The organism is Massilia sp. Soil_C_3 (genome assembly GCF_057657035.1).
On record NZ_JBDGJG010000004.1, the window covers coordinates 142,833 to 166,270 of the forward strand.

At 66.1% G+C, this 23,438-nt stretch carries 17 protein-coding genes; 13 read left to right on the top strand and 4 right to left on the bottom strand.

The annotated features are described in order from the left end of the window. The first annotated feature begins 35 nt into the window (after positions 1–35). From AC3A6F_RS08855 to AC3A6F_RS08865, 3 genes are read left to right on the top strand one after another with little or no spacing between them, the layout of a single operon-like run. On the top strand, positions 36–1,268 hold the full coding sequence (locus AC3A6F_RS08855) for an efflux RND transporter periplasmic adaptor subunit (protein ID WP_487679875.1): 1,233 nt from the start codon (positions 36–38) through the stop codon (positions 1,266–1,268). Then, positions 1,265–2,002, top strand: coding sequence for an ABC transporter ATP-binding protein (locus tag AC3A6F_RS08860; protein WP_487679877.1), 738 nt, complete (start codon positions 1,265–1,267; stop codon positions 2,000–2,002). Before AC3A6F_RS08855 ends, AC3A6F_RS08860 begins: the two co-directional genes overlap by 4 nt. Further along, the gene (locus AC3A6F_RS08865; RefSeq protein WP_487679879.1) at positions 1,999–3,228 is read left to right on the top strand and encodes an ABC transporter permease; all 1,230 of its coding nucleotides are present in this window, start codon (positions 1,999–2,001) and stop codon (positions 3,226–3,228) included. The genes AC3A6F_RS08860 and AC3A6F_RS08865 overlap by 4 nt, the downstream gene beginning before the upstream one ends. A gap of 65 nt (positions 3,229–3,293) precedes the next feature. Here the strand turns inward: AC3A6F_RS08865 and AC3A6F_RS08870 are convergent, their stop codons facing one another. Continuing rightward, entirely contained in the window at positions 3,294–3,980 is a 687-nt protein-coding gene (locus AC3A6F_RS08870) for a helix-turn-helix domain-containing protein (RefSeq protein ID WP_487679881.1), read from the bottom strand. Between the two features lie 146 nt (positions 3,981–4,126). Between AC3A6F_RS08870 and AC3A6F_RS08875 the strand changes: the two genes are divergently transcribed. The 10 genes from AC3A6F_RS08875 to AC3A6F_RS08920 all read left to right on the top strand — a co-directional run bounded on the left by AC3A6F_RS08875 (position 4,127) and on the right by AC3A6F_RS08920 (position 20,121). Further along, complete coding sequence (locus tag AC3A6F_RS08875) at positions 4,127–6,169, top strand: serine hydrolase domain-containing protein (RefSeq protein ID WP_487679883.1); 2,043 nt, start codon at positions 4,127–4,129, stop codon at positions 6,167–6,169. After that, on the top strand, positions 6,169–7,191 hold the full coding sequence (locus AC3A6F_RS08880; RefSeq protein WP_487679885.1) for a dipeptide epimerase: 1,023 nt from the start codon (positions 6,169–6,171) through the stop codon (positions 7,189–7,191). The genes AC3A6F_RS08875 and AC3A6F_RS08880 overlap by 1 nt, the downstream gene beginning before the upstream one ends. An 8-nt stretch (positions 7,192–7,199) precedes the next feature. Continuing rightward, positions 7,200–8,489: a peptide MFS transporter gene (locus AC3A6F_RS08885; protein WP_487679887.1), complete on the top strand. Its 1,290-nt coding sequence runs from the start codon at positions 7,200–7,202 to the stop codon at positions 8,487–8,489. Positions 8,490–8,578: 89 nt separating this feature from the next. After that, complete coding sequence (locus AC3A6F_RS08890) at positions 8,579–10,774, top strand: TonB-dependent receptor (protein ID WP_487679889.1); 2,196 nt, start codon at positions 8,579–8,581, stop codon at positions 10,772–10,774. Beyond that, entirely contained in the window at positions 10,774–11,805 is a 1,032-nt protein-coding gene (locus AC3A6F_RS08895) for an N-acetyltransferase DgcN family protein (RefSeq protein ID WP_487679891.1), read from the top strand. The genes AC3A6F_RS08890 and AC3A6F_RS08895 overlap by 1 nt, the downstream gene beginning before the upstream one ends. Beyond that, positions 11,802–13,370 (top strand): serine hydrolase, encoded by a 1,569-nt coding sequence (locus AC3A6F_RS08900; RefSeq protein ID WP_487679893.1) that lies wholly within the window; start codon positions 11,802–11,804, stop codon positions 13,368–13,370. Before AC3A6F_RS08895 ends, AC3A6F_RS08900 begins: the two co-directional genes overlap by 4 nt. Then, positions 13,367–14,572, top strand: coding sequence for a dipeptidase (locus AC3A6F_RS08905; protein WP_487679895.1), 1,206 nt, complete (start codon positions 13,367–13,369; stop codon positions 14,570–14,572). Before AC3A6F_RS08900 ends, AC3A6F_RS08905 begins: the two co-directional genes overlap by 4 nt. A 296-nt stretch (positions 14,573–14,868) precedes the next feature. Beyond that, the gene (locus AC3A6F_RS08910; protein WP_487679897.1) at positions 14,869–16,545 is read left to right on the top strand and encodes a methyl-accepting chemotaxis protein; all 1,677 of its coding nucleotides are present in this window, start codon (positions 14,869–14,871) and stop codon (positions 16,543–16,545) included. 269 nt (positions 16,546–16,814) lie between these two features. Further along, a complete protein-coding gene (locus tag AC3A6F_RS08915; protein WP_487679899.1) occupies positions 16,815–18,506 on the top strand; it encodes a methyl-accepting chemotaxis protein in 1,692 nt (563 codons plus the stop codon). A gap of 121 nt (positions 18,507–18,627) precedes the next feature. Then, positions 18,628–20,121 (top strand): right-handed parallel beta-helix repeat-containing protein, encoded by a 1,494-nt coding sequence (locus tag AC3A6F_RS08920; protein ID WP_487679901.1) that lies wholly within the window; start codon positions 18,628–18,630, stop codon positions 20,119–20,121. 53 nt (positions 20,122–20,174) lie between these two features. Here AC3A6F_RS08920 and AC3A6F_RS08925 read toward each other — a convergent pair whose 3' ends face one another. From AC3A6F_RS08925 to edd, 3 genes are read right to left on the bottom strand one after another with little or no spacing between them, the layout of a single operon-like run. Then, positions 20,175–20,747, bottom strand: a complete 573-nt coding sequence (locus AC3A6F_RS08925) for a Rhs element Vgr protein (RefSeq protein WP_487679903.1) — start codon at positions 20,745–20,747, stop codon at positions 20,175–20,177. Between the two features lie 15 nt (positions 20,748–20,762). Then, positions 20,763–21,386 (bottom strand): bifunctional 4-hydroxy-2-oxoglutarate aldolase/2-dehydro-3-deoxy-phosphogluconate aldolase, encoded by a 624-nt coding sequence (eda, locus tag AC3A6F_RS08930; RefSeq protein WP_487679905.1) that lies wholly within the window; start codon positions 21,384–21,386, stop codon positions 20,763–20,765. 8 nt (positions 21,387–21,394) lie between these two features. After that, positions 21,395–23,314, bottom strand: a complete 1,920-nt coding sequence (edd, locus tag AC3A6F_RS08935; RefSeq protein ID WP_487679907.1) for a phosphogluconate dehydratase — start codon at positions 23,312–23,314, stop codon at positions 21,395–21,397. Positions 23,315–23,438 lie beyond the last annotated feature (124 nt).

Consider the following 23,438-nt stretch of genomic DNA (forward strand, 5'->3'; position numbering starts at 1 on the left):
CGATGCTTTATTTGCCGTTCGTTTGCCTGGAACCAATGAAAATCTTTACCAAGAAACGCATCGTCATCGCCACCGCCATCCTCGTCGCCGTCGCGACCGCGGCGGTGCTGCTCAAGCCCAAGGACAACGTCGTCCCGCCGTCGAAATACCGCAGCACCGCGGTCGACCGCGGCGCCATCAACCAGACCGTGACCGCCACCGGCACCATCAATCCGGTGGCCCTGATCAACGTCGGCTCGCAGGTCTCGGGCACCGTCGCCGAACTGCACGCCGACTTCAACGACCGCGTGAAAAAAGGCCAGGTGCTGCTCAAGCTCGAGCCCACTATCTTCAATGCTCAGGTGGCGCAGGCCGACGCCAGCATCGCCTCGGCGCGCGCCAACCTGCAGCTGGCCCAGGCCACCTACAAGCGCAACGAGCAGCTGGTGGCGCAGAACTTCGTCTCCAGCCTGGCGCTCGACCAGTCGCGGCGCGAGATGGACGTCGCCGCCGCCAACCTCAAGCTGGCCCAGGCCCAGTTCGAGCGCGCGCGGGCGGACCTCAACAACAGCGTGATCCGTTCGCCGATCGACGGCGTGGTGATCAAGCGCACCATCGACCTGGGCCAGACCGTGGCGGCGTCGTTCAACACGCCGAACCTGTTCCAGATCGCGAACGACCTGACCAAGATGCAGATCGACACCAGCGTGTCGGAAGCCGACGTTGGCCTCCTCAAGGATGGCCTGCCGGCGCGCTTCGTGGTCGACGCCTATCCCGACCGCGAATTCAACGCCACCATGCGCCAGTTCCGGCTGGCGCCGAACGTGGTACAGAACGTCGTGACCTATAACGTCGTGCTCGACGTCGACAACACCGACGAACTGCTCAAGCCCGGCATGACGGCCCAGGTGCGCCTGGTGGTGGCGAACCGGCCCGACGTGCTGCGCATCCCGACCACGGCGCTGCGCTTTCGCCTGTCCGAAGAAGAGCAGGCTGCCGAGAAGAAGCGCGAAGAAGAAAAGAACAAGGGTGCGGGCAAGGAAATCAGGCAGGTCGCCGCCAGGCCGGCGCCAGCTGCGGCCGCGGCCATCGACGACGTCGCCTTCCGCAGCGACAGCGAGACCGCGCGCATGTTCAAGATTTATAAACTCGACGCGATGAACCAGCCGCAGCCAGTGGATATCCGCGCCGGCCTGTCCAACTTCCGCTACACCGAGGTACTCTCGGGCGACCTCAAGCCAGGCGACCGCGTGGTGACGCGTGCGCTGGCGCAGCCGGAGAATCAATGAGCGGGCCGCTGATCGATATCCGCGGCGTCACCAAGACCTACGTCAGCGGCAGCGTCGAGACCCCGGTGCTGCACGGCGTCGACATGACGGTGCAGCGCGGCGACTTCGTGTCCATCATGGGCGCGTCCGGCTCCGGCAAGTCGACCCTGATGAACATCCTCGGCTGCCTGGACCAGGCCACCGGCGGCACCTACCTGCTCGACGGCGTCGACACCCGCCTGCTTTCCCGCCCCGCCCTGGCCGACATCCGCAACCGCAAGATCGGCTTCGTGTTCCAGAGCTTTAACCTTATCAAGCGCATGAACCTGGCAGAGAACGTCGCCCTGCCCCTGATCTACGGCGGCGTCTCGCGCGGCAAGGCGCATGCGCGCGCGCTGGCGGAACTGGAGCGGGTCGGCCTGGGCAATCTTGCGGGCCGCACGCCCAACCAGCTGTCGGGCGGCCAGCAGCAGCGCGTCGCGATTGCCCGCGCGCTGGCGACCGATCCGCCCCTGCTGCTGGCCGACGAGCCGACCGGCAACCTCGACACGCAGACCAGCGACGACATCATGAACAGCTTCGCCCAATTGAACCGCGAGCGCGGCATCACCATCGTGCTGGTGACCCACGAGCCGGACATCGCCGCCTGCAGCCGCCGCCTGGTGCGCCTAAAGGATGGGCGGGTGCTGTACGACGGACCGGCCGCCGACGGCCTGCGCCAGTTCGCGCCCATGGGGGCGGGAGTCGCGTCATGAACCCGATCCAGATCCTGATCGAGTCGTTCCGCTCGATGGCCGCCAACCGCCTGCGCACGGCGCTGACCATGCTCGGCATCGTGATCGGCATCGCCTCGGTGGTGCTGCTGCTGGCGCTGGGCGACAGCATGCAGCGCTTCATCGGCAAGCAGTTACAGATGCTGGGCACGAATATGGTCTACATCATGCCGGGCGGCGACCGCACGGCGGCGCAACGCGCGCGCGAGGGCAAGGTGGCGGTGCTGACCCAGGGCGATGCCGAGGCGCTGAACGCCCTGCCCAGCCTGACCGGGGCCGCACCCGCGCTGCAGGGCAACTTCAAGGTCAGCGCCGGCAACGAGAACCTGAGCAGCACCGTGCTCGGCGTGACCCCGGACATGTTCACGATCCGCAACTGGCGGGTCGACCAGGGCACCTTGTTCGGCGAGGCCGACGTGCGGGCCAGCGCGCGGCTGGCGGTGATTGGCCAGAAGGTGGCCGACCAGTTCTTCTACCGCGCCGACCCGCTCGGGCGCTACCTGCGCATCGAGAACGTGTCGTTCCAGGTGATCGGCGTGCTGGCCGGCGAAGGCCGCCAGCCCGACGGCACCGACCTGGCGGAACAGATCGTGGTGCCGATCACGGCGGCCAGCGCCCACCTGGTCAAGTCGCCGTTCCCGCAGAACGTCCACTACATCAATGCCCAGGGCCGGCCCGACGGCTCGATGGTCGACGCCATCGAGGACATCAAGGAAGTGCTGCGCGACCGCCACCGGATCCGGGTCGACGATCCGGACGACTTCAGGGTGCAGAACCTGAACACGATCGCCGAGACGGCCAACAAGATCACCACCGGTCTCGCGCTGCTGCTCGGGCTGATCGGCGCGATTTCGCTGCTGGTGGGCGGAATCGGGATCATGAACATCATGCTGGTGTCGGTCACCGAGCGCACGCGCGAGATCGGCATCCGCATGGCGATCGGGGCCCGGCCGAATGCCGTGCTGCTGCAGTTCCTGGCCGAGGCGGTGGTGATCTGCCTGGCCGGGGGACTGGTCGGGATCGCGATCGCGGCGGGCGGCGCGGCGCTGATCACCAAGTTCGGGGGCGGCGACTTCGAGGTGTATCTCACCATGTCGGGCATCCTGGTGGCGTGCGGATTCTCGACGGCGGTGGGGGTGTTCTTTGGGTTCTATCCGGCGCGGAGGGCGTCGCGCTTGCTGCCGGTAGACTGCCTGCGTTACGAATGACCTTGGCGTGGGCGGCTTGCCGCCCACGCGTCCACATTACACGATGCGCGTTTCCGGATAAGCGGCTATTTTTTGATGCTGCGCTTGCGCGGTTTTGCCGGCGCCGTTTCCACGCCATCTCCCTCCCCCGCATGCGCGTGGGTATGCGTCGACATCATCGACTGCATCTGCTCCTCGTCCGCGCTGGACATCACGGTCAGCACCTCGGCTTCGTCACAGCCTTCCGGCGTCAGGTAGGCATGCCCCATGCTCGAGTCGAAATAGATCGACTGTCCTTCCCTGAGCACCACCGGATCGTAGAACTCGCTGTGCAGCACCACCGCGCCCTTGAGCACGTAGGTGAATTCTTCTCCCGAGTGATGCACCAGCTGTCCGAACTCCTTGACCGACTTGGCGCGGATGCGCGCGATCACCGGGATCATGCGCTTGCGCCTTAGCTCGGCGCACAGGTAGTGGTAATCGTAATTGGGCGTCTCGACCCGCACCGCCGACTGCAGGTCGCCCAGGCTGCGGCGCGCAGTGACGGGCGGTTCGGCCTCGGGTTCCTCGGCGAACAGCTCCGACATGCGCATGCCCAGCTTTTGGCTCAGCTGATACAGCTTGTCGTAGGTCAGCGTCAGCTGGCCATGCTCCACCTTCGACAAGGTGGATACCGGGATGCCGCTCTTGACGCTCATTTCCTTCAGCGTCCAGCCCTGGCGGCTGCGCAGGCTGCGGATCAATGCACCGAGTGTTGGAGATTCAGATGTCATAAGCCAATTTTTTTATATGTTGACACAGTCTCTGATTAGGAAGATATTTCTCCAATCAGAGAAAAATAACTCGGATCAAGCTTTATTTTATAGGCTGGCCCGGTGGATCGCAAATCAACCGAACGAACAGGGAGAAGGGAGACTCGATGAGATTTCTGAAGATTCTGCTGGTGAGCATGCTGTGCTGGAACGCCGGCGCACTTGCCCAGCAGGCCACGCAAACGCCAACCCTGCCGCCGCCGCCGATCACCCCGGGCCCGGCCAAGCCTTCTTCCGTTACGCCGCAGACAGCCGTCCAATCCCCCGCTGTCGCCGGCGGCCACACCCTCGACAAGACCGATCTCGACACCTGGCTCGACGGCTACATGCCGTTCGCGCTCAACACCAGCGACATCCCGGGCGCGGTGATCGTCGTCGTCAAGGACGGTCAGGTCCTGAGCGCGCGCGGATTCGGCTATGCCGACGTCGACAAGCGCACGCCGGTCGATGGCGGGCGCACGCTGTTTCGCGTCGGTTCGGTGTCGAAGCTGGTTACTTGGACCGCCGTCATGCAGATGGTCGAGCAGGGCAAGGTCGACCTTGACGCCGACGTCAACACTTACCTCGACTTCAAGATCCCCGAGCGCGCCGGCAAACCGGTGACGATGCGCGAGATCATGACCCACACCGCCGGCTTCGAAGAAGCGGTCAAGTACCTGATCGTCTATGACAAGGGCAATGCCAGGCCGCTGGGAGAACTGCTCAAGGCATGGACACCCAAGCGCATCTTCGATGCCGGCACCGCGCCCGCCTACTCCAACTACGCCACCTCGCTGGCCGGCTACGTCGTCGAGCGCGTGTCCGGCATGCCGTTCGACGACTACGTCGATCAGCACATCTTCGCGCCGCTGAACATGCGCACCGCCACCTTCCGCCAGCCCCTGCCGGCCGCATTGGAGCCGCTCATGGCCAAGGGCTACAGCAAACCCGGCAAGCCGTCGCTCGGCTTCGAGATCGTCAATTCGGCGCCGGCCGGATCGCTCTCGGCCAGCGGCCAGGACATGGCCAACTTCATGATCGCGCATCTGCAGGGCGGCCAATTCAATGGCCAGCGCATCCTGTCCGCCGCCACCGCCAAGACGATGCACGACAGCCCGCTCGACAAGATCGGCAAGTCGACGCTGCTGCCGCCGCTCAATCGCATGGAACTGGGCTTCTTCGAAACCAACGTCAACGGCCGCGACGTGATCGCCCACCTGGGCGACACCGAGGGTTTCCACAGCTCGCTGCACCTGTACATGGACGACGGCGTGGGCCTGTACCTGTCGGTCAACAGCGGCGGGCGCGAGGGCGCATCCAGTACGCTGCGCAGCGCCGTGTTCCAGGATTTCTCGGATCGCTACTTCCCCACCACCCTCCCCGCCGACGGCCGTGTGCCCGAGGCCGAGGCCAAGCGCCATGCCGAGATGATGACCGGTTCGTGGGAGAGCACGCGCCGCTCCGAATCGAACTTCTTCGCCCTGTTCAGCCTGCTCGGCCAGGTGAAGGTCACGCTCGACGACAAGGGCAACCTGGTGGTGCCGGCCCTGCTCGGCCCCAATGGCCGCCCGCGCGAATGGGTCGAGATCGCGCCCTTCGTGTGGCGCGACAAGAACGGTGAAGACCGTCTCGCGGGCCAGCTCGAAAACGGTCAGGTGGTGCGCTGGAGCATGGACTTCATGTCGCCCTTCATGGTGTTCGACCGCGTCCCGGCCGGCAAGGACGGCGCCTGGCTGATCCCGGCCGCCTGCGTCGCCGCCGCGGTGCTGCTGTTCGCCGTGCTGGCCATGCCGGGCGGCTGGATCGTGCGCCGCCGCTACAAGCTGCAGCACACGCTGGACAAGCCGTCGCGCCAGGCGGTGCTGGCCACGCGTCTTTCGGCGCTGGCCATCCTGGCGGTGCTGGCCGGCTGGGGCGGCGTCGTGACGGCCTTCGAGTCGACCCTGGAAAACGCGACCTCCCCGCTCGACCCGTGGCTGTGGCTCCTGCAGATCGGCGGCCTGTTCGCCTTCGTGGCGGCGCTGGCCTCCGGTGCGCGCAACCTGCAACTGGCCTTCAAAGAACCGGGACGCCTGCGCAAGTTCTGGAGTGTGCTGTACCTCCTGTCCGCGCTGCTGCTGGCCTACGTGGCCCTGCGCGGCGGCCTTCTTTCCATGACGGTGAACTACTGATGGCCCGCCTGACGATCTCGGTCACGACCGAAAAGCTGCAACTCCTCAAACCCTTCCGCATCTCGGGCCATGTGTTCGAGGCCTTCGAGGTGGTGGTCGTCACCCTGGGCGACGGGCGCCATCGCGGCCGCGGCGAAGCCTGCGGCGTCTACTACCTGGGCGACAATGCGGCCCATATGCTGTCCGTGCTCGACGGGGCCAGCGCCGCCATCGCCGCCGGTCCCACGCGCGAAGAGCTGCGCGCCATCCTGCCTCCGGGAGGCGCGCGCAATGCGGTCGATTGCGCGCTGTGGGAACTCGACGCGGCGCGCGCCGGCGTGCCGGTGTGGCAGCTGGCCGGCAAGGCGGCGCCAAGGCCGCTACGCACCACCTTCACGCTCGGCGCCGACACGCCGAAAGCGATGGCGACGACGGCCCTCGACTACGCCCAGGCCCACGCCATCAAGATCAAGCTGACCGGCGAGCTCGATCTGGACCTCGAGCGCGTGACCGCGGTGCGCGCCGCACGGCCCGACGCCTGGCTCGGGGTGGATGGCAACCAGGGCTTCGTGGCCGGCCAGCTCGACGCCCTGATCGCCGGTTTGCAGGCCCAGGACGTGCGCCTGCTCGAACAGCCGCTGGCGCGCGGCCACGAGGCCGAGCTGGAAGGATTGCGCTCGCCAATCCCGCTCGCGGGCGACGAGAGCATCCTGTCGCTGCGCGACGTCGCGTCGGCCGTCGGCCGCTACGACGTGGTCAACATCAAGCTCGACAAGTGCGGCGGGCTGACCGAAGGCCTGCTGATGGCGCAGGAAGCGCGGCGCCTGGGCCTTGGCGTCATGGTCGGCAATATGGGCGGCTCGAGCCTGTCCATGGGGCCGAGCTTCGTGCTGGGCCAGGAATGCGACATCGTCGACCTGGACGGCCCGATCTTCCTGGCCAATGACCGCCGTCCCGGCGTCGCGTACGTCGATGGCGATGTCTGGTCCGGCCCCGAAGTCTGGGGCGGGCAGGCCGCGATCGCGGGATTCACCTCCCGATGAGCGCGGGCATGCACACCGAGCCCACCTGGTTCGGCCATCCGCGCGGGCTGACGATCCTGTTCCTGACCAATATGTGGGAACAGTTCTCGTACTACGGCATGCGCGCGCTGCTGGTCTACTTCATGACCAAGGAGCTGCTGCTGGCGCAGACCCAGGCCTCGTTCATCTATGGCGCCTACACGGCGGCCGCCTACTTCACGCCGATCCTGGGCGGGGTGCTGGCCGACCGCTGGCTCGGCAAGCGGCGCGCCATCATCATCGGCGCCTCGATCATGGCGGCCGGGCACTTCATGATGACCTTCGATACCCTGTTCTACGTCGCGCTGGCCACCATCGCCCTCGGCAACGGCCTGTTCCTGCCGTCGCTCCCGAGCCAGGTCGGCGACCTGTACAAGCATGGCGACGCCCGCCGCGGCTGGGCCTTCAATGTGTATTACGTCGGCGTGAACATCGGCGGCTTCCTGGCGCCGCTGATCTGCGGCACGGTCGGCGAGCTGTATGGCTGGCACTACGGCTTCGGCCTGGCCGGCATCGGCATGCTGCTCGGCCTCGTGATTTACGTTGCAGGACAGCGCTACCTGCCGCCCGAGACGCCGCGCACGCAGGCGGCGGGCGCTCCTCCCCCGCGCGGGCTGGGTCGCGAGACCGTGCTGGTCCTGGTCGGCATCGGCCTGGCGGTGACGGTGTTCCGCGCCGCCTACGAGCAGGTCGGCAACACGGTGGCCCTGTGGGCCGACAGCGGTGTCGATCGTACCCTGGGCGACTGGACCATTCCGATGACCTGGTTCCAGTCCCTGAACCCGCTGTTCGTGATGCTGCTCACCCCACCCCTGCTGGCCTACTGGCACCGCCGGGCGGCGGCCGGCGTCGACCAGGCGCCGCTGCGGCGCATGGCTTGCGGCGCGCTGATCGTGGCCGGCGCCTACCTGGTGCTGGCCACCGCCGGTTGGCGCGCGGACGGCGCCGCCACCGGCTGGATCTGGCTGGTGCTGTTCTTCCTGGTGCTGACGATCGGCGAGCTGTTCATCCTGCCCACCGGCCTGGGGCTGTTCGCCCGCCTGGCGCCGCGCCACCTGGGCAGCACCACGGTCGCGGCCTGGTTCCTGGTCACCTTCGCCGGCAGCCTGTCGGCCGGCCTGGTGGGCAGCCTGTGGAGCCGCTTCGAACCCGGTGCCTTCTTCGCCCTGCTGGCGGCATTGGCGGCGCTTGCCGCCGGCCTGTTGTGGCGCCTCGACGGTCCGATGCAGCACGCGGACCGGCTGCATGCCGGCGGCGTCGCCGCCGGCGCCAATGCTTGATGTCCCTGAAACGATAACGAGAAACAGGAGAGAACCACATGGCATTTCCCACGCCAAGAAAAGCAGCAGGCAGCATCGTCCTGACATCCATGGCACTCGCGGTATCCGGCGCCTGGGCCGCCGGACAGGAACAACAGCGCCAGCGCGATGACGTCCAGCAGGTGGTCGTAACCGCGCAGAAGCGCGCGCAAACCATGGTCGACGTGCCGCAGTCGATGTCGGTGGTCGGCGGCGACGCACTGGAAAAACACCAGGCCACCGGCTTTGCCGACTACCTGAAACTGGTGCCCAGCCTGCAGCTGGTGCAAAGCACGCCCGGCGAAGGCCGCCTGGTGCTGCGCGGCCTCGACACCGGCGGCGTGGCCTCCACCGTCGCCGTGTACCTCGACGAGACGCCGTTCGGCTCGAGCAGCGGCCTGGCCAACGGCGCGATCCTGGCCGGCGACTTCGATACTTTCGACCTGGCGCGGGTCGAGGTGCTGCGCGGCCCACAGGGCGCGCTGTACGGCGCCAGCTCGCTCGGCGGCCTGGTGAAGTTCGTGACCAATGCGCCGGACTTCGACGGCTTCGCCATGCGCGCCCGCATTGGCGCGGCGTCGGTCGACGGCGGCGGCGTCTCGTACCGGACGAACCTGGTGGTGAATACCCCGATCAGCGAGACGCTTGCCGCGCGCGCCTCGGTCTCGTACCAGAAGGAGCCGGGCTTCATCGATTCGATCGGCACCGCCGGTTCGGACGTGGCCAAGGACATCAACAAGGCCGAAAACTATGGCGGCCGCGCCTCGCTGCTGTACAAGCCGCACAAGGACTTCGACCTGCGCCTGACGGCGGTCGCGCAGAACATCGCCACCGACGCGCCGAGCATGGTCGAAAGCGATCCGGATACCCTCGAAACCCTCTACGGTCGTCCGACCCAGTCGCAATTCTTGCCGCAGATGCGCGACATCCACTACCGCGTCTTCAACGGCACCGCCAACTGGAACCTGGGCAGCGCCAGCCTGACCTCGTCGACCAGCTACAGCACCCAGAAGCAATACGCGCGCGAGGACGTCACGTTCAATCTGAGCCAGTTTGTCGAAGACAATCTGGAGGTGCCCAATGAGCTGTACATGGGCATGGAACTGGAGGTCAAGAAGTTCACGCAAGAGCTGCGCCTCTCCTCCAACGGCGGCGGCCGGCTCGACTGGCTGGCCGGCCTGTACTACACCGACGAGGAAGGCGACCTGGCCCAGCGCTACCACGCCCTGGTGCCGGGCACGATGACGCCGGCCTCCGGCCTGCCGACGCTGGCCGACGTGAAACTGGGCTCGAACTACCGCGAGGTCGCGGCCTTCGCCAACACCACCATCCACCTGAACCCGGTGTACGACCTCGATATCGGCGGCCGCTACAGCCACAACAAGCAGGACGCGCACCAGCTCGGCGACGGCGTGCTGACCACCCCGGCCGACAACCGCGCGGAATCGTCGGAAGACGTGTTCACCTACGCCGTCTCGCTCAAGCGCAAGTTCAGCGAACGCACCGCCGTGTATGCGCGCGCGGCCAAGGGCTTCCGTCCCGGCGGGCCGAACGTGCTGCCGCCGGCCGCGCCACCCGGCACGCCGACCAGCTACGAGTCCGACAGCGTGATGAGCTACGAGGCCGGCCTCAAGACCCAGAGCAACGATGGCCGTTGGTCGCTCGACCTGTCGGCCTTCCACATCAAGTGGAAGGACATCCAGCTGCTGGCGAACGTGAACGGCTTCGGCATCAACGCCAATGGCGCCGGCGCGACCGCCGACGGGGTGGAGATCAGCGCCGGCTGGCGTCCGCTCCAGGGACTGCGCCTGTCGGCCAACGGCGCCTGGAACAAGGCGCGCCTGGACGACGACACCGACCCTGTGCTGGTCGGCGGCTACAAGGGCGACCGCCTGCCGTTCTCGCCGAAGTACACGGCGTCGCTGCTGGCCGACTACCGCTGGACCATCGGCGACACCACGCCGGCCTTCGCCGGCGCCTCGGTACGGCGCATGGCGGGACAACACGCCAGCTTCGATCCCGACTACCGCCTGGCCAACGGCCGCCAGCGCGAGATCCCGTCGTATAACGTGGTCGACGCCTATGCCGGACTTGAACTCGGCAACTGGACCGTCGAGGTATTCGGCAAGAACCTGGGCAATAGCGACGGCAAGCTCTCGACGGCAGAGCTCATGCCGAACGGGATGTTCGCCTATCCGAACGGCGCCCTCGGCACCGGCGTGATCGCGCCGCGCACCGTCGGCTTCACCCTGACCCGGGAGTATTGATGCCTTCAGCACTGGAAAACCACGCCGTCGGCCGCTGCCTGCTATTCCTCGGCGACGTCACCGAACCGGGCTTCGCCAAGACCGCCTTCGGCCTGCGCGACTGGGCCGGCGAACGCTGCGTCGGCGAGCTGCGCCTGCCGCAAGCCACCGTCTCGGCCGGCCTGCCGTCGCTCACCTGCGAACAGGCGGCGGCGCAGGGCGCGAGCGCGCTGGTGATCGGCGTGGCGGCGCCCGGCGGCGGCATCCCCGATGCCTGGGTGCCGGCGCTGGCGGCGGCGCTGGACGCCGGCCTGGACATCGTCTCTGGCATGCACGTGCGGCTCGACGCCCTGCCCGCCCTGCGCGAAGCTGCAGAGCGCAGCGGCCGGCGCCTGGTCGACGTACGCACGCCGCCGGCCGACATCCCGATCGCCACCGGCCTGCCGCGCAGCGGACGCCGCATCCTGACGGTCGGCACCGACTGCGCGCTGGGCAAGAAGTACACGGCGCTGGCAGTGAGCCGCGGCCTGGCCGCGCGCGGCGCCGACGTGAGCTTTCGCGCCACCGGCCAGACCGGCATCATGATCGCCGGCAGCGGCATGCCGATCGACGCCGTGGTCTCGGACTTCGTGGCCGGCGCCGCCGAGATCCTCAGCCCCGCCGCCGCGCCCCGCCACGTCGACGTGATCGAGGGCCAGGGTTCGCTGTTCCATCCGGCCTTCGCCGGCGTCTCGCTGGGCCTCCTGCACGGCAGCCAGCCCGATATGTTCGTGGTCTGCCACGATCCGCGGCGCGACCACCTGCTCGGCTATCCGTCGTCGCCGCTGCCGTCGATCGAGACCGTAATCGCGCAGACCATCGCGCTGGGCCGGGTGACCAATCCCGCGATCCGCTGCGTGGGCGTGGCCCTGAACACCGGCGGCATGGATGCACAGGCGGCCGAGGCCGAAATTGCTGCCTATGCCGCGCGCTTGCCGTATCCTGTCGCCGATCCAATGCGCGGTGGCCCCGCCTTCGAACGCCTGCTCGATGCCTGCCAGGAGACACCATGAAGATTGCGCTTTCCCTGCTGCTGGCCCTCGCCTGCGCGCCCGCGCTGGCGGCGCCGCCGCTTGATTTCGAAACCCGCGCCGAGCTGCTCCGCCAGCGCATCGGCGTGCCGGGCCTGGCGATCGCGATCGTCGAAGACGGCAAGACCACCCTGGCGCGCGGCTTCGGCGTGCGCCAGCTGGGCGCGCCGGCGGCAGTCGATGGCGACACCCTGTTCCCGACCGGCTCTACCGGCAAGGCGATCACGGTGGCGGCGCTGGCCACGCTGGTCGATGATGGAAAAATCAAGTGGGACGACAAGGTGACCGAGCACCTGCCGGGCTTCCAGATGTACGACCCGTGGGTGACGCGCGAGATCACGATCCGCGATCTGCTGACCCACCGCAGCGGCCTTGGCTACGGCGCCGGCGACCTGCTGTTCGTCCCGCGCAGCAAGCTCTCGCGTGCCGAGACCGTGCACCGCGTGCGCTTCCTGAAGCCGGCGACCAGCTTTCGCAGCACCTATGCCTATTCGAACCTGATGTACGTGGTGGCCGGCCAGCTGATCGAGCAGGTCAGCGGCAAGACGTGGGAAGACTATACCCGCGAGCACGTCCTGCGTCCGGCCGGCATGACGGTGTCGACCACCCACAATCTCGATAACTTCGCGACCGCGAACCGCGCCTATCCGCACGCGCGAATGAATGGTGGCCTGCGCGGCGCCGGCGACCAGGCGCGGCTCGACGAGCGCGACGACCTGGGACGCAATGCGGCCCCGGCCGGCGGCATCGCCAGCAGCGCCAACGACCTGGCGCGCTGGCTGCACACACTGCTCGGCGCCGGCGCCACGCCGGAGGGCAAGCGCGTGTTCAGCGCCGCGGCCCACGAGCAGATGTGGACGCCATCGATGCCGATGCCCACCGGCCCCATGCCGCCCGAGCTCAAGCTGATCGAATCGAAGCTGTCGAGTTATGGCCTGGGCTGGGACCTGATGGACTATCGCGGCGCGCGCATGATCTGGCACGGCGGCGCGGTATTCGGCTTCGGCACGGCCGTGGTGCTGCTGCCCGAGCAGAACGTGGGCTTCGCCATCGCCATCAACAGCGAAGATGGAGAACTGGTGCGCGGCCTGATGTACGAGCTGGCCGACCACTACCTGGGTAAACCACAGGCCGACTGGCCGGCGACCTTCCAGGCCTACAAGGCGAAGAAGGTCAAGCAGGGACTCGATCTTGTGAAGGCCAGGCAGGCCAAACCGGTGAAATCGACGCCGTCGCTGCCGCCGGCAAGCCTCGTCGGCACCTATGTCGATCCGTGGTATGGCAAGCTTGCGATCACCCAGGACAAGAATGGACTGCGGGTCGACTTCACCTCGACCCAGCGCATGGCGGGCCAGCTCGAGCACTGGCAGTACGATACCTGGATCACCCGCTTCGACGACCCTGCGCTGGAACCGGCCTACCTCAGCTTCGCCTTCGACAAGGACGGCAAGGTGGGCGGCATCAAGCTCGCGCCGGTGTCGCCGATCGCCGATTTCAGCTGGGATTATGCGGACCTGAACTTCACCCCGATCAAGACGACCGAATGAAAAAGACCACGACTGCCAGCCTCGCCCTCGCCTGCCTGTTCGCGCTTTCCGGCTGCGCCGCGCCCGGCGGCGCGCCGCAGATCGACGAGACGCACCTCCGCCTGCTCACGCTCGACGCCCACCTCGACACCCCGGTGCACTTTGGCCGCGCGGGCTGGGACTTTGGAGCCCGCCACGATCCCGCCGTCGACCTGGCCCAGGTGGATCTGGGACGCATGCGCGAGGGCAGCCTCGATGGCGGCTTCTTCGCCATCTTCACCGACCAGGGGCCGTTGACGCCCGAGGGCTATGCGGCGGCGCGCGCCCATGCGCTGGCGCGCTCGCAGCTGATCGACACGACGCTGGCGCGCCATGCCGACCGCATCGGCGTCGCCACCACCGCTGCCGAGGCACGCCGCCTCGACGCCGCCGGCAAGCTGGTGGCGTTCAAGAGCATCGAGAACAGCTATCCGCTGGGCGACGGCGCCGCGGCGATGGCGGCGCTGGCGCACTTCCAGCGCCAGGGAGTGCGCCTGGTCGGCATCGTCCACAGCAGGAACAACCAGTTCGCCGATTCGTCGACCGACAAGCCCGCGTGGAACGGCCTGTCGCCGCTGGGGCGCGACTGGGTGCGCGAAATGAACCGGCTGGGCATGGTGATCGACGCCAGCCATGCCTCGGACGCCACAGTCGACCAGATGCTGGCCTTGTCCGCCTCCCCGCTGCTGCTGTCGCACTCGAGCTCGCGCACCAGCTACGATCACCCGCGCAATATCGACGACGCACGCATCCGCAAGATCGCGGCCGGCGGCGGCGCGATCTGCGCCTCCACCATCTACCTGAGCGAACTGAAAATGGGCCCGCAACGCGCGGCGCTGTTCGACCGGCTCGAACACATCGGCACGCTGGCGCCGGCCGAACAAGCCGCGTTGAGCCGCGAGTGGCTGGCGCTCGATGCGGTCGAACCCTTGTGGCAGACCAGCTTCGAACAATACATCGCGTCGCTCAAGCACCTGATTGCGGTGGCCGGCATCGATCACGTGTGCATGGGCGCCGACTTCGACGGCGGCGGCGGTCTGGCAGGACTGGACAATGTCGCGCATCTGCCGCGCATTACACGACGCCTGAAGGCTGACGGCATGTCGGATGCCGATCTCGCGAAGCTGTGGAGCGGCAATCTGCTGCGGGTGCTGGAAGCCGCCGAAAACAGAGCCTTGCTGTAATCAAATGTCGAAAATTTGTTAAAAATCGATTGGAGCCATATATATGATGGCGATATAAATCTATACCAAAATTATATTGAATATATATTAACTCTAATATGTAAGTGTTATTGACCCGTAACATCCATACATTATTTCGTTTCCTGTTCGCAACATCGAGAGCATAAACCACACTTTTGGGTTTCCTCTGCTTAGCTACAACGTGTACTTTTGACCGGATTAGATAACGCTCTCCCAACGTTACATCCTGCGATTTGACAAGTCACAAGGCTCTCTCGTCCTCGGAACTGGAAACCATGAAAATCAAAGATCTCAATATCGGCATTCGCCTCGGCGGCGCCTTTGCCGTCATCCTCGCCATGATGGTCGTCATGCTGGGCACCGCCCTCTGGCAGCTGAACCATATCACCACCGCCAAGGGAGAGATGGCGTCGGCCACCGAGAAAGCAAAGCTGGCCCAGGAGATGCGTGCCGGCATCATCACCAATGCCGTCAGCACGGTGGCGAAAATCCGGGCCACCGATCCGGCCGATGAGCAGTCCTACGAAGATGGCATGAAGGCGATCAGCAAGCGCGCCGGCGAGCTGCAGAAAATCTTCGAAGAAGTGATTGTCAGCGCCGAAGGCAAGGTGCTGCTGACGGCGCTGATCGAACAGCGCGCCAAGTACGGCGCGGTGCGCAACCAGGCCTACAAGATGAAGACCGAACTCGGGGCCGGCAATCCGGAACTGCTGGCCTTCCTCGACAGCAAGGTCATGCCCGAGATGCGCGCCTATACCGAGGCCGCCGGCAAGCTGGCCGACTTCCAGGAAAAGCTGGCCGACGACGCCAATGCCAGTATCGACGCCATCAGCGCCTCGGTGCAGCGCATGCTGACCCTGATCGGCGTCGCCGCGGTCGCCATCGGCGCCCTGTTCGGCTGGCTGCTCACCCGCAGCATCACCCACCCGCTGGCGCGCGCCGTCGGCCTGGCCCAGCAAGTGGCGTCGGGCGACCTGACCGCCGACATCCACGTCGATTCGCGCGACGAAGTCGGCACCCTGACGGCCGCGCTCAAGACCATGAACGAAAGCCTGCTCAAGACCGTCACTGCGGTGCGCGCCGGCACCGAGACCATCGTCACCGCATCGCAGGAAATCGCGTCGGGCAACCTCGACCTGTCGTCGCGCACCGAGCAGCAAGCCAGCTCGCTGGAAGAAACCGCCTCGTCGATGGAAGAGCTGACCGGCACCGTGCGCCAGAACGCCGACAACGCGCGCCAGGCCAATGTGCTGGCCAAGAACGCTTCCCAGATCGCCTCGCACGGCGGCGAAGTGGTGTCGCAGGTGGTGTCGACCATGGCCTCGATCAACGAATCGTCGAAGAAGATCGGCGACATCATCGCCGTCATCGACGGCATCGCCTTCCAGACCAATATCCTGGCGCTCAACGCCGCCGTCGAGGCGGCGCGCGCCGGCGAGCAGGGCCGCGGCTTCGCGGTGGTAGCGAGCGAGGTGCGCAACCTGGCGCAGCGTTCGGCCGGTGCGGCCAAGGAGATCCGCGGCCTGATCACCGATTCGGTGGCCAAGGTCGACGCGGGCGGCCGCCTGGTCGACGAAGCCGGTACGACGATGCAGGAGATCGTGGATGGCATCACGCGCGTGACCGACATCATGTCCGAGATCGCCTCGGCCAGCGCCGAGCAGACGGTCGGCATCGAGCAGGTGAATGAAGCCATCACCCAGATGGACAGCGTGACCCAGCAGAATGCCGCGCTGGTGGAAGAAGCGGCCGCCGCAGCCGGCTCGCTCGAGGAACAGGCAGCCGCACTGGCGCAGATCGTGAGCGTGTTCAAGGTCGGCGACGAGAATGCGGTCCGCAGCGCGCGGCGCGCGCCGGCTGGCGGCGCGCTGGTCGTGCGCACGCCGCAGGTTGGCGGACGCCGTGTCGAGCGCACCGTGCAGGCGGAATTGGAAGAAGACGCGATCGCCTGATCCGTCCGACTTTTGCACCTGCTGCGGCGGCCCGCTATCTGTGTGGTCGCCGCACAAACAAACGATATCAATCGCTTACCGACTCATATCGTTCCGCTATTTTTCTGTCCCCTGTCAGCAACAAGCATGGATATTTGTGGACTCCCGGTAGTCCATGCCCCGCGATCCATGCTTATCCTTGATGTAGAGCAATGAAATCTCACACATTGTCACACCCGTGACGTCGCGTGGGATCACCGTGCACCTCGTCATTCGAACAGGAGACAACAATGAAAATCAGCGACCTCAAGATTGGAATCCGGCTCGGCGGCGCATTCGCCGCCGTCCTCGCCCTCGTGGCCGTCATGCTCGTCAGCGCGCTGTGGCAGCTCAACCGCATCGCCGAGGCCAAGACCGTGATGGCGGACGCCGCGCTCAGCGTCAACCTCGCCCAGCAGTGGCTGCGCGGCATCGAGGGCAACGCCGTGCGCACCCGCGCCAAGGCCGCCAGCGCCGATCCGGCCGAGGACGCGCACTACGACGCCGAGATGAAGAAGACCAGCGCCGGCGTCTCCGCCACGCAGAAGCGGCTCGAGGCGATGGTCGACACCGGCCAGGGCAAGGCGCTGATGGACGCCGTCGCCAGCCAGCGCAGCCGCTATACCGGCTTGCGCGACGAGGGTTTCAAGCGCAAGGCGGCGCTGGGGGCCGGGCATCCCGAGGTCCAGGCCTTCTTCCGCGACAAGGTGATGCCCGAAGTCGACAAATACGTCGCGTCGGTGCAGGCGGTGGTCGCCTTTGAGGAGTCGTTGTCGGCCGAGGCACAGGCCAATATCGACGCGCTCAATGTCTCGGCCAGGCAGGTCCTGACGGCGCTCGGCGTGAGCGCGCTCGCGATCGGCGCCGTCTTCGGCTGGCTGCTCACCCGCAGCATCACGGTGCCGCTGGGTCACGCCGTGGGACTGGCGCGCCAGGTCGCCGCGGGCGACCTCACCGCCCGCATCGACGTGGCCTCGCGCGATGAAGTCGGCCAGCTCCTCGCGGCCCTCAAGACCATGAACGACAGCCTGCTCAAGACCGTCAGCGCGGTGCGCGCCGGCACCGAGACCATCGTCACGGCGTCGCAAGAAATCGCCACCGGCAACCTCGACCTGTCGTCGCGCACCGAGGAGCAGGCCAGCTCGCTGGAAGAAACGGCGTCCTCAATGGAAGAACTGACCAGCACCGTGCGCCAGAACGCCGACAACGCGCGCCAGGCCAATGTGCTGGCAAAAAACGCGTCGCAGATCGCCGCGCATGGCGGCGATGTGGTGTCGCAGGTGGTGTCGACCATGGCCTCGATCAACGAATCGTCGAAGAAGATCGGCGACATCATCGCCGTCATCGACGGCATCGCCTTCCAGACCAATATCCTGGCGCTCAACGCCGCCGTCGAGGCGGCGCGCGCCGGCGAGCAAGGCCGTGGCTTCGCGGTGGTGGCGAGCGAAGTACGCAACCTGGCGCAGCGCTCGGCCGGCGCGGCCAAGGAGATCCGCGGCCTGATCGCCGACTCGGTGGCCAAGGTGGATGCCGGCGGCCGCCTGGTCGACCAGGCCGGCGCGACCATGCAGGAAATCGTCGAAGGCATCACCCGCGTGACCGACATCATGTCCGAGATCGCCACGGCCAGCGCCGAGCAGACCGTCGGCATCGAGCAGGTCAACGAAGCCATCGCCCAGATGGACAGCGTGACCCAGCAGAATGCCGCGCTGGTGGAAGAAGCGGCAGCCGCCGCCGCCTCGCTCGAGGATCAGGCGGCCACGCTGGCGCGGCTAGTGAGCGTGTTCAAGGTCGACGACGACGGCGCCCAGCGCCATGCTGCACGGAGCGCACCTCCGACGACCGCCGGCCAGGCGCTGGCGGTGCGCGGGGCATCCGGTCGCATCAAGCCAGAAATCCGCCAAACGAAAATTAACGAAACTGTCGAATCCGTTCTTAGTTAGTTCGTTTTATTACGTATTTGCTTAAATATCCTTTCGAATATCGATTGTAAACACAAAAAGAGGTTGAGTTAACGAAGTCGGGTGATTAGTATTTATGCACCATCACCCACTGGAGACACCTTTGAAACACTTCGAAGCCTTCCTCAAATTGACGACGCCGGCCGCTGCCGCCGCGTGCCTGCTGGTCTCGACGCAACTGGCGCATGCCGCGGTCATCACGGTGGCGCCAGGCCAGTCGATCCAGACCGCGGTCAATGCCGCCGTCGCGGGCGATACGGTCCGTGTGCTGCCAGGTACCTACACGCAGAAAGTGCTCGTCTCGGGAAAATCCGGCACTGCCAGCGCACCCATCCTGATCAAGGCCGATCCAGGCGTCGTCCTGCGCGGCGGCACCGGTGTGATACCCTCGGGCCGCCAGGGCCTGATCACGATCCGTAACTCGAACTACGTGCGCGTCGAGGGATTCGAGATCACCGCATTCACGACCAGCAGCGTGAGCGCGTCGCCGGTCGGTATCCTGGTCGAAGGGAACGGGAGCAACCTGCAGATCGTCAATAACAAAATCCACGGCATCAAGCACACGAGCACCTGTACGCAGGACGATGGAGATGCGTGCTGGGTCGGCGCCCATGGCCTGGCAGTGTTCGGCACCAATGCCACCGGCATCACCGACTTGCTCTTGCAAGGCAACGAGGTCTATCAGAACGTGCTGCAGTCCAGCGAGGCGCTGGTACTCAACGGGAATATCGACCGCTTCGAAGTCCTGGATAACTACGTGCACGACAATAACAATATCGGACTCGATTTCATCGGCTTCGAGGGCGAGTGCGACTGCGGCGACAAGGACCGCGCGCGCAACGGCATCGTGAAGAACAACCGTGCGGTGAACAACTCGAGCAAGACCAATCCCTGGTATATGAATGTGGGCTCGGCAGCCGGCTTCTACGTCGATGGCGGGCGCTACATCGTCTTCGACGGCAACATCTCGAGCGGCAACGATCTCGGTTTCGAGTTCGCCAGCGAACATGCCGGCAAAGCGACCGAGGATATCGTGATGTCGAATAACTTCGTCTACAAGAACCGTGAAGTGGGGCTGACGATCGGCGGCTACAATGCGAGCGTCGGCGCCGCCCGCCGCATCCATGTGCACAATAACTCGTTCTACAAGAACAAGGGCTGGGGCACCGAGATCGTGTTCCAGCACAAGGTGATCGACTCGCGCCTCAGCAACAACATCTTCTTCGGGACGGGCCCCGCGGCGGACAATTATGGGAATTACGGCAGCGGCCATAGCGGCAATGTGTGGGGAACCAACCTGTGGTGGGGCACGAACGCCAGCGGCGGCAGCCTGCCCGGCGTGCGGGTGCTTGCCAATCCACGCTTCAACGCGCCGGATAGCGGCGACCTGAACCTGCAACCGACCTCGCCCGCCATCGGTGTCGGCGCAACGAGCGTCGCATTGACGAGCTGGACCTCGCCGCTGTGGAGCCGCTACTTTGCCGGCGGCGCCATCGTCGTCAATGGCGTCACCGACATCAACGGACAGGCGCGCATCGAAGGCACGATCGACCTCGGCGCCGACGAATACGGCTCCGCGCCGGCATCGAAAAGGTAGGAAGCCAGCGGGCGTTCACCGCCCGCCACAAAACTACACCTGCACGACGTCTTTCACATCCAGGCCGGCCGCATTCTCATTGCCAGCCAGCGCGCCGGCCCGCGGTGCAGGTTGGCGCGGTCGCCCGGTGCGTGCAGGAACTCGGCCAGCACCCGCTCGTACAGCGCCAGGCTGTCGCGGTAGCGCTGCTGGCGCATCACGCCCGGTTTCTTGAGGAATTTCAGGACGAAGTAATCGGCCAGCAGATCGCCCTGGGCTTCCATATTGTAGTCGGCCAGGGTGGCGTCTTCGTGCAGGGTATAGCCGTAGGACAGGCCAATGCGGAAAGCCCCGCGCAGGCGCACCGGATAGCCCAGCTGGTGCTGCCACACGTGCGCCATCTCGTGCATGAACCAGTGGATGGCCGGCGGATCGCCGCGCGCGTAGTCGCGCAGGAAGCAGGATCGGTGAAAATACATGCTGCCATTCGGCGTCATCGCGCAGTTACGCGGCTGGAATGGCATGTAGCGCCGGTTGTACACGCGTACCCGGCGATAATCGATGGCGTCGCCGAACAGCAGCGACGCCATCGCCGTCTCGCCCTCGCTCAGGGGGCGAAAACGGCAAGGAAGGCGCGATCGCAGCATGCGATCCTTCTGTCCTTAAGCCGCGCGCAGCGCCGCCGCGGCCTTGGCCAGCTCGGTGATGTGCGCCCAGTCGCCGGCCGCGATCGCGTCCTTCGGGGTCAGCCACGAGCCGCCCACGCAGGCCACGTTCTTGCAGGCCAGGAATTTCGGCGCGCTCTCGATAGAGATGCCGCCGGTCGGGCAGAAGGTCACGTCAGGCAGAGGGCCGCCGATCGCGTTGAGCATGCCGACGCCGCCCGCCGGCACTGCCGGGAACAGCTTCAGTTGCCTGAATCCCTGCTCGCGCGCGGCCATCACTTCGGACGGCGTCATCACGCCCGGCAGCAGCGGCAGGCCGCTCGACTTGGCCGCGTCGATCAGCGACTGGGTCAGGCCCGGCGACACGCCGAACACGGCGCCGGCATCGCGCGAGGCGGCGAACTCTTCGGGCTGGGTGAGCGTGCCGACGCCGACGATGGCGCCTTCGACCTGGCTCATGGCGCGGATCGCGCCAAGGCCGTGCTCGGTGCGCAGCGTCACTTCCAGCACGCGGATGCCGCCCGCAACGAGAGCTCGAGCAAGTGGCACGGCGTGGTCGGGGTCGTCGATGGCGATGACGGGGATGACGCTCGCCGAGCGCATGATCTCAAGTAGGGTCATTGGTTGGCTCACTTATTAGTCCTGAAAAGATGGTCTTCGTCGGAACCGGGGATGATCTCGCCGGCGTCAATGCCATCGTGCAGCGGCACGACGGTCTGTTTCGGCGACGGCAGCGGGAAGGTGGCAGCACCCTCCTCCGCCGCGCTGATCGAGTTGCGGAACATGGAAAACAGTTCACGGCCCATGCCGATGTGGCTCGAGGTCAGGTCGGCAGTGGCCTGCTTGCGCTGCGCCCAGACGTCCGCCGGCACCAGCGCTTCCATGGTGCCGGTATTGGCGTCGACACGGATCATGTCGCCGTCGCGCACCAGGCCAAGCGGGCCGCCGGCCAGGATCTCGGGCGACACGTGGATCGCCGCCGGCACCTTGCCGGACGCGCCCGACATGCGGCCGTCGGTGACCATCGCCACCTTGTAGCCGGCATCCTGCAGATTGGCCAGCGCCGGGGTCAGCGCATGCAGTTCCGGCATGCCGTTGGCGCGCGGGCCCTGGAAGCGGACCACAGCCACGAAGTCGCGGTTGAGCTTGCCATCTTTATAGGCGTGCATGAAGTCTTCTTGCGAGTCGAAGGTCAGCGCCGGCGCTTCCACCGAATAATGCTCTTTCTTTACCGCCGAGACTTTCATCACCGCGCGGCCCAGGTTGCCCTTGACCAGCACCATGCCGCCATTGTTGTTGAACGGGTTGGTGGCCGGACGCAGCACGTTCTCGTCGCCGCTCACCGGGGTGGCGTCGCGGAACACGACCTTGCCGTCGTCGCCCAGGAACGGCTCTTTACAGTGCTTGCGCAAGCCATGGCCGAGGATGGTGTTGACGTCCTCGTGCGCCAGGCCGGCGTCGAGCAGTTCGCGGATCACGAAGCCCGGGCCGCCAGCGGCCTGGAAGTGATTGACGTCGGCATCGCCGTTCGGATAGATGCGGGTCAGCAGCGGCACCACTTTCGACATCTCGTCGAAATCGTTCCAGTCGATCACGATGCCTGCCGCGCGCGCGATCGCCACCAGGTGCAGCGTGTGGTTGGTCGAGCCACCGGTGGCGTGCAGCGCGGCGATGGCGTTGACGATGCTTTTCTCGTCGACGATACGGCCGATCGGCATGTAGTCGCCGCCCTGCTGCGAGATCGCGACAGCGCGGTGGGCCGCGGCGGCAGTGAGTGCATCGCGCAGCGGCGTGCCCGGCGTGATGAAGGCCGAACCCGGCAGGTGCAAGCCCATGACTTCCATCAGCATCTGGTTGCTGTTGGCGGTGCCGTAGAAGGTACAGGTGCCGGCGCCGTGGTAAGAAGCCGACTCGCCTTCGAGCAGTTCTTCGCGGGTGGCTTCGCCCTTGGCGTAGCGCTGGCGGATCGCGGCTTTCTCTTTGTTAGAGATGCCAGTGGTCATCGGGCCGCCCGGCACGAAGATGCCCGGAATGTGGCCGAAGTGCAGCGCGCCGATCAGCAGGCCCGGCACGATCTTGTCGCAGATGCCCAGGTACAGGGCGGCGTCGAACATATTGTGCGACAGGCCGACCGCGGTCGCCATGGCGATGGCGTCGCGCGAAAACAGCGACAGCTCCATGCCCGGCTGGCCTTGGGTCACGCCATCGCACATGGCCGGCACGCCACTGGCGAACTGGGCCACGGCGCCGACTTCGCGTACGGCTTCCTTGATCACTTTCGGGAAATACTCGAACGGCTGGTGCGCCGACAGCATGTCGTTATAGGAAGAAACAATGGCGACCGACGGTTCCTTGTATTCGCGCAGCTTCAGCTTGTCGTTGGCCGGGAAGGCGGCAAAGCCGTGGGCCAGGTTGGTGCACGACAGGGCGCCGCGCTGGACGCCCTTGATGCGGGCCGCTTCGAGATGTTCGAGATAGGCTGCGCGCGAGCGCTTGCTGCGCCCGATGATGCGGTTGGTGACCTGTTCTACTACGGGGTGGAGCGCCATGTTCGTTCCTTCCTGAATTTAGTATCTGAAATTTTACTACAGATCGGTACGCTGCGCTCATCTCAGCCCTGGTTCTCTATGAGAAAAGACTGGTCGAGCGGCGCCACATGATGGGGAGAAGCAG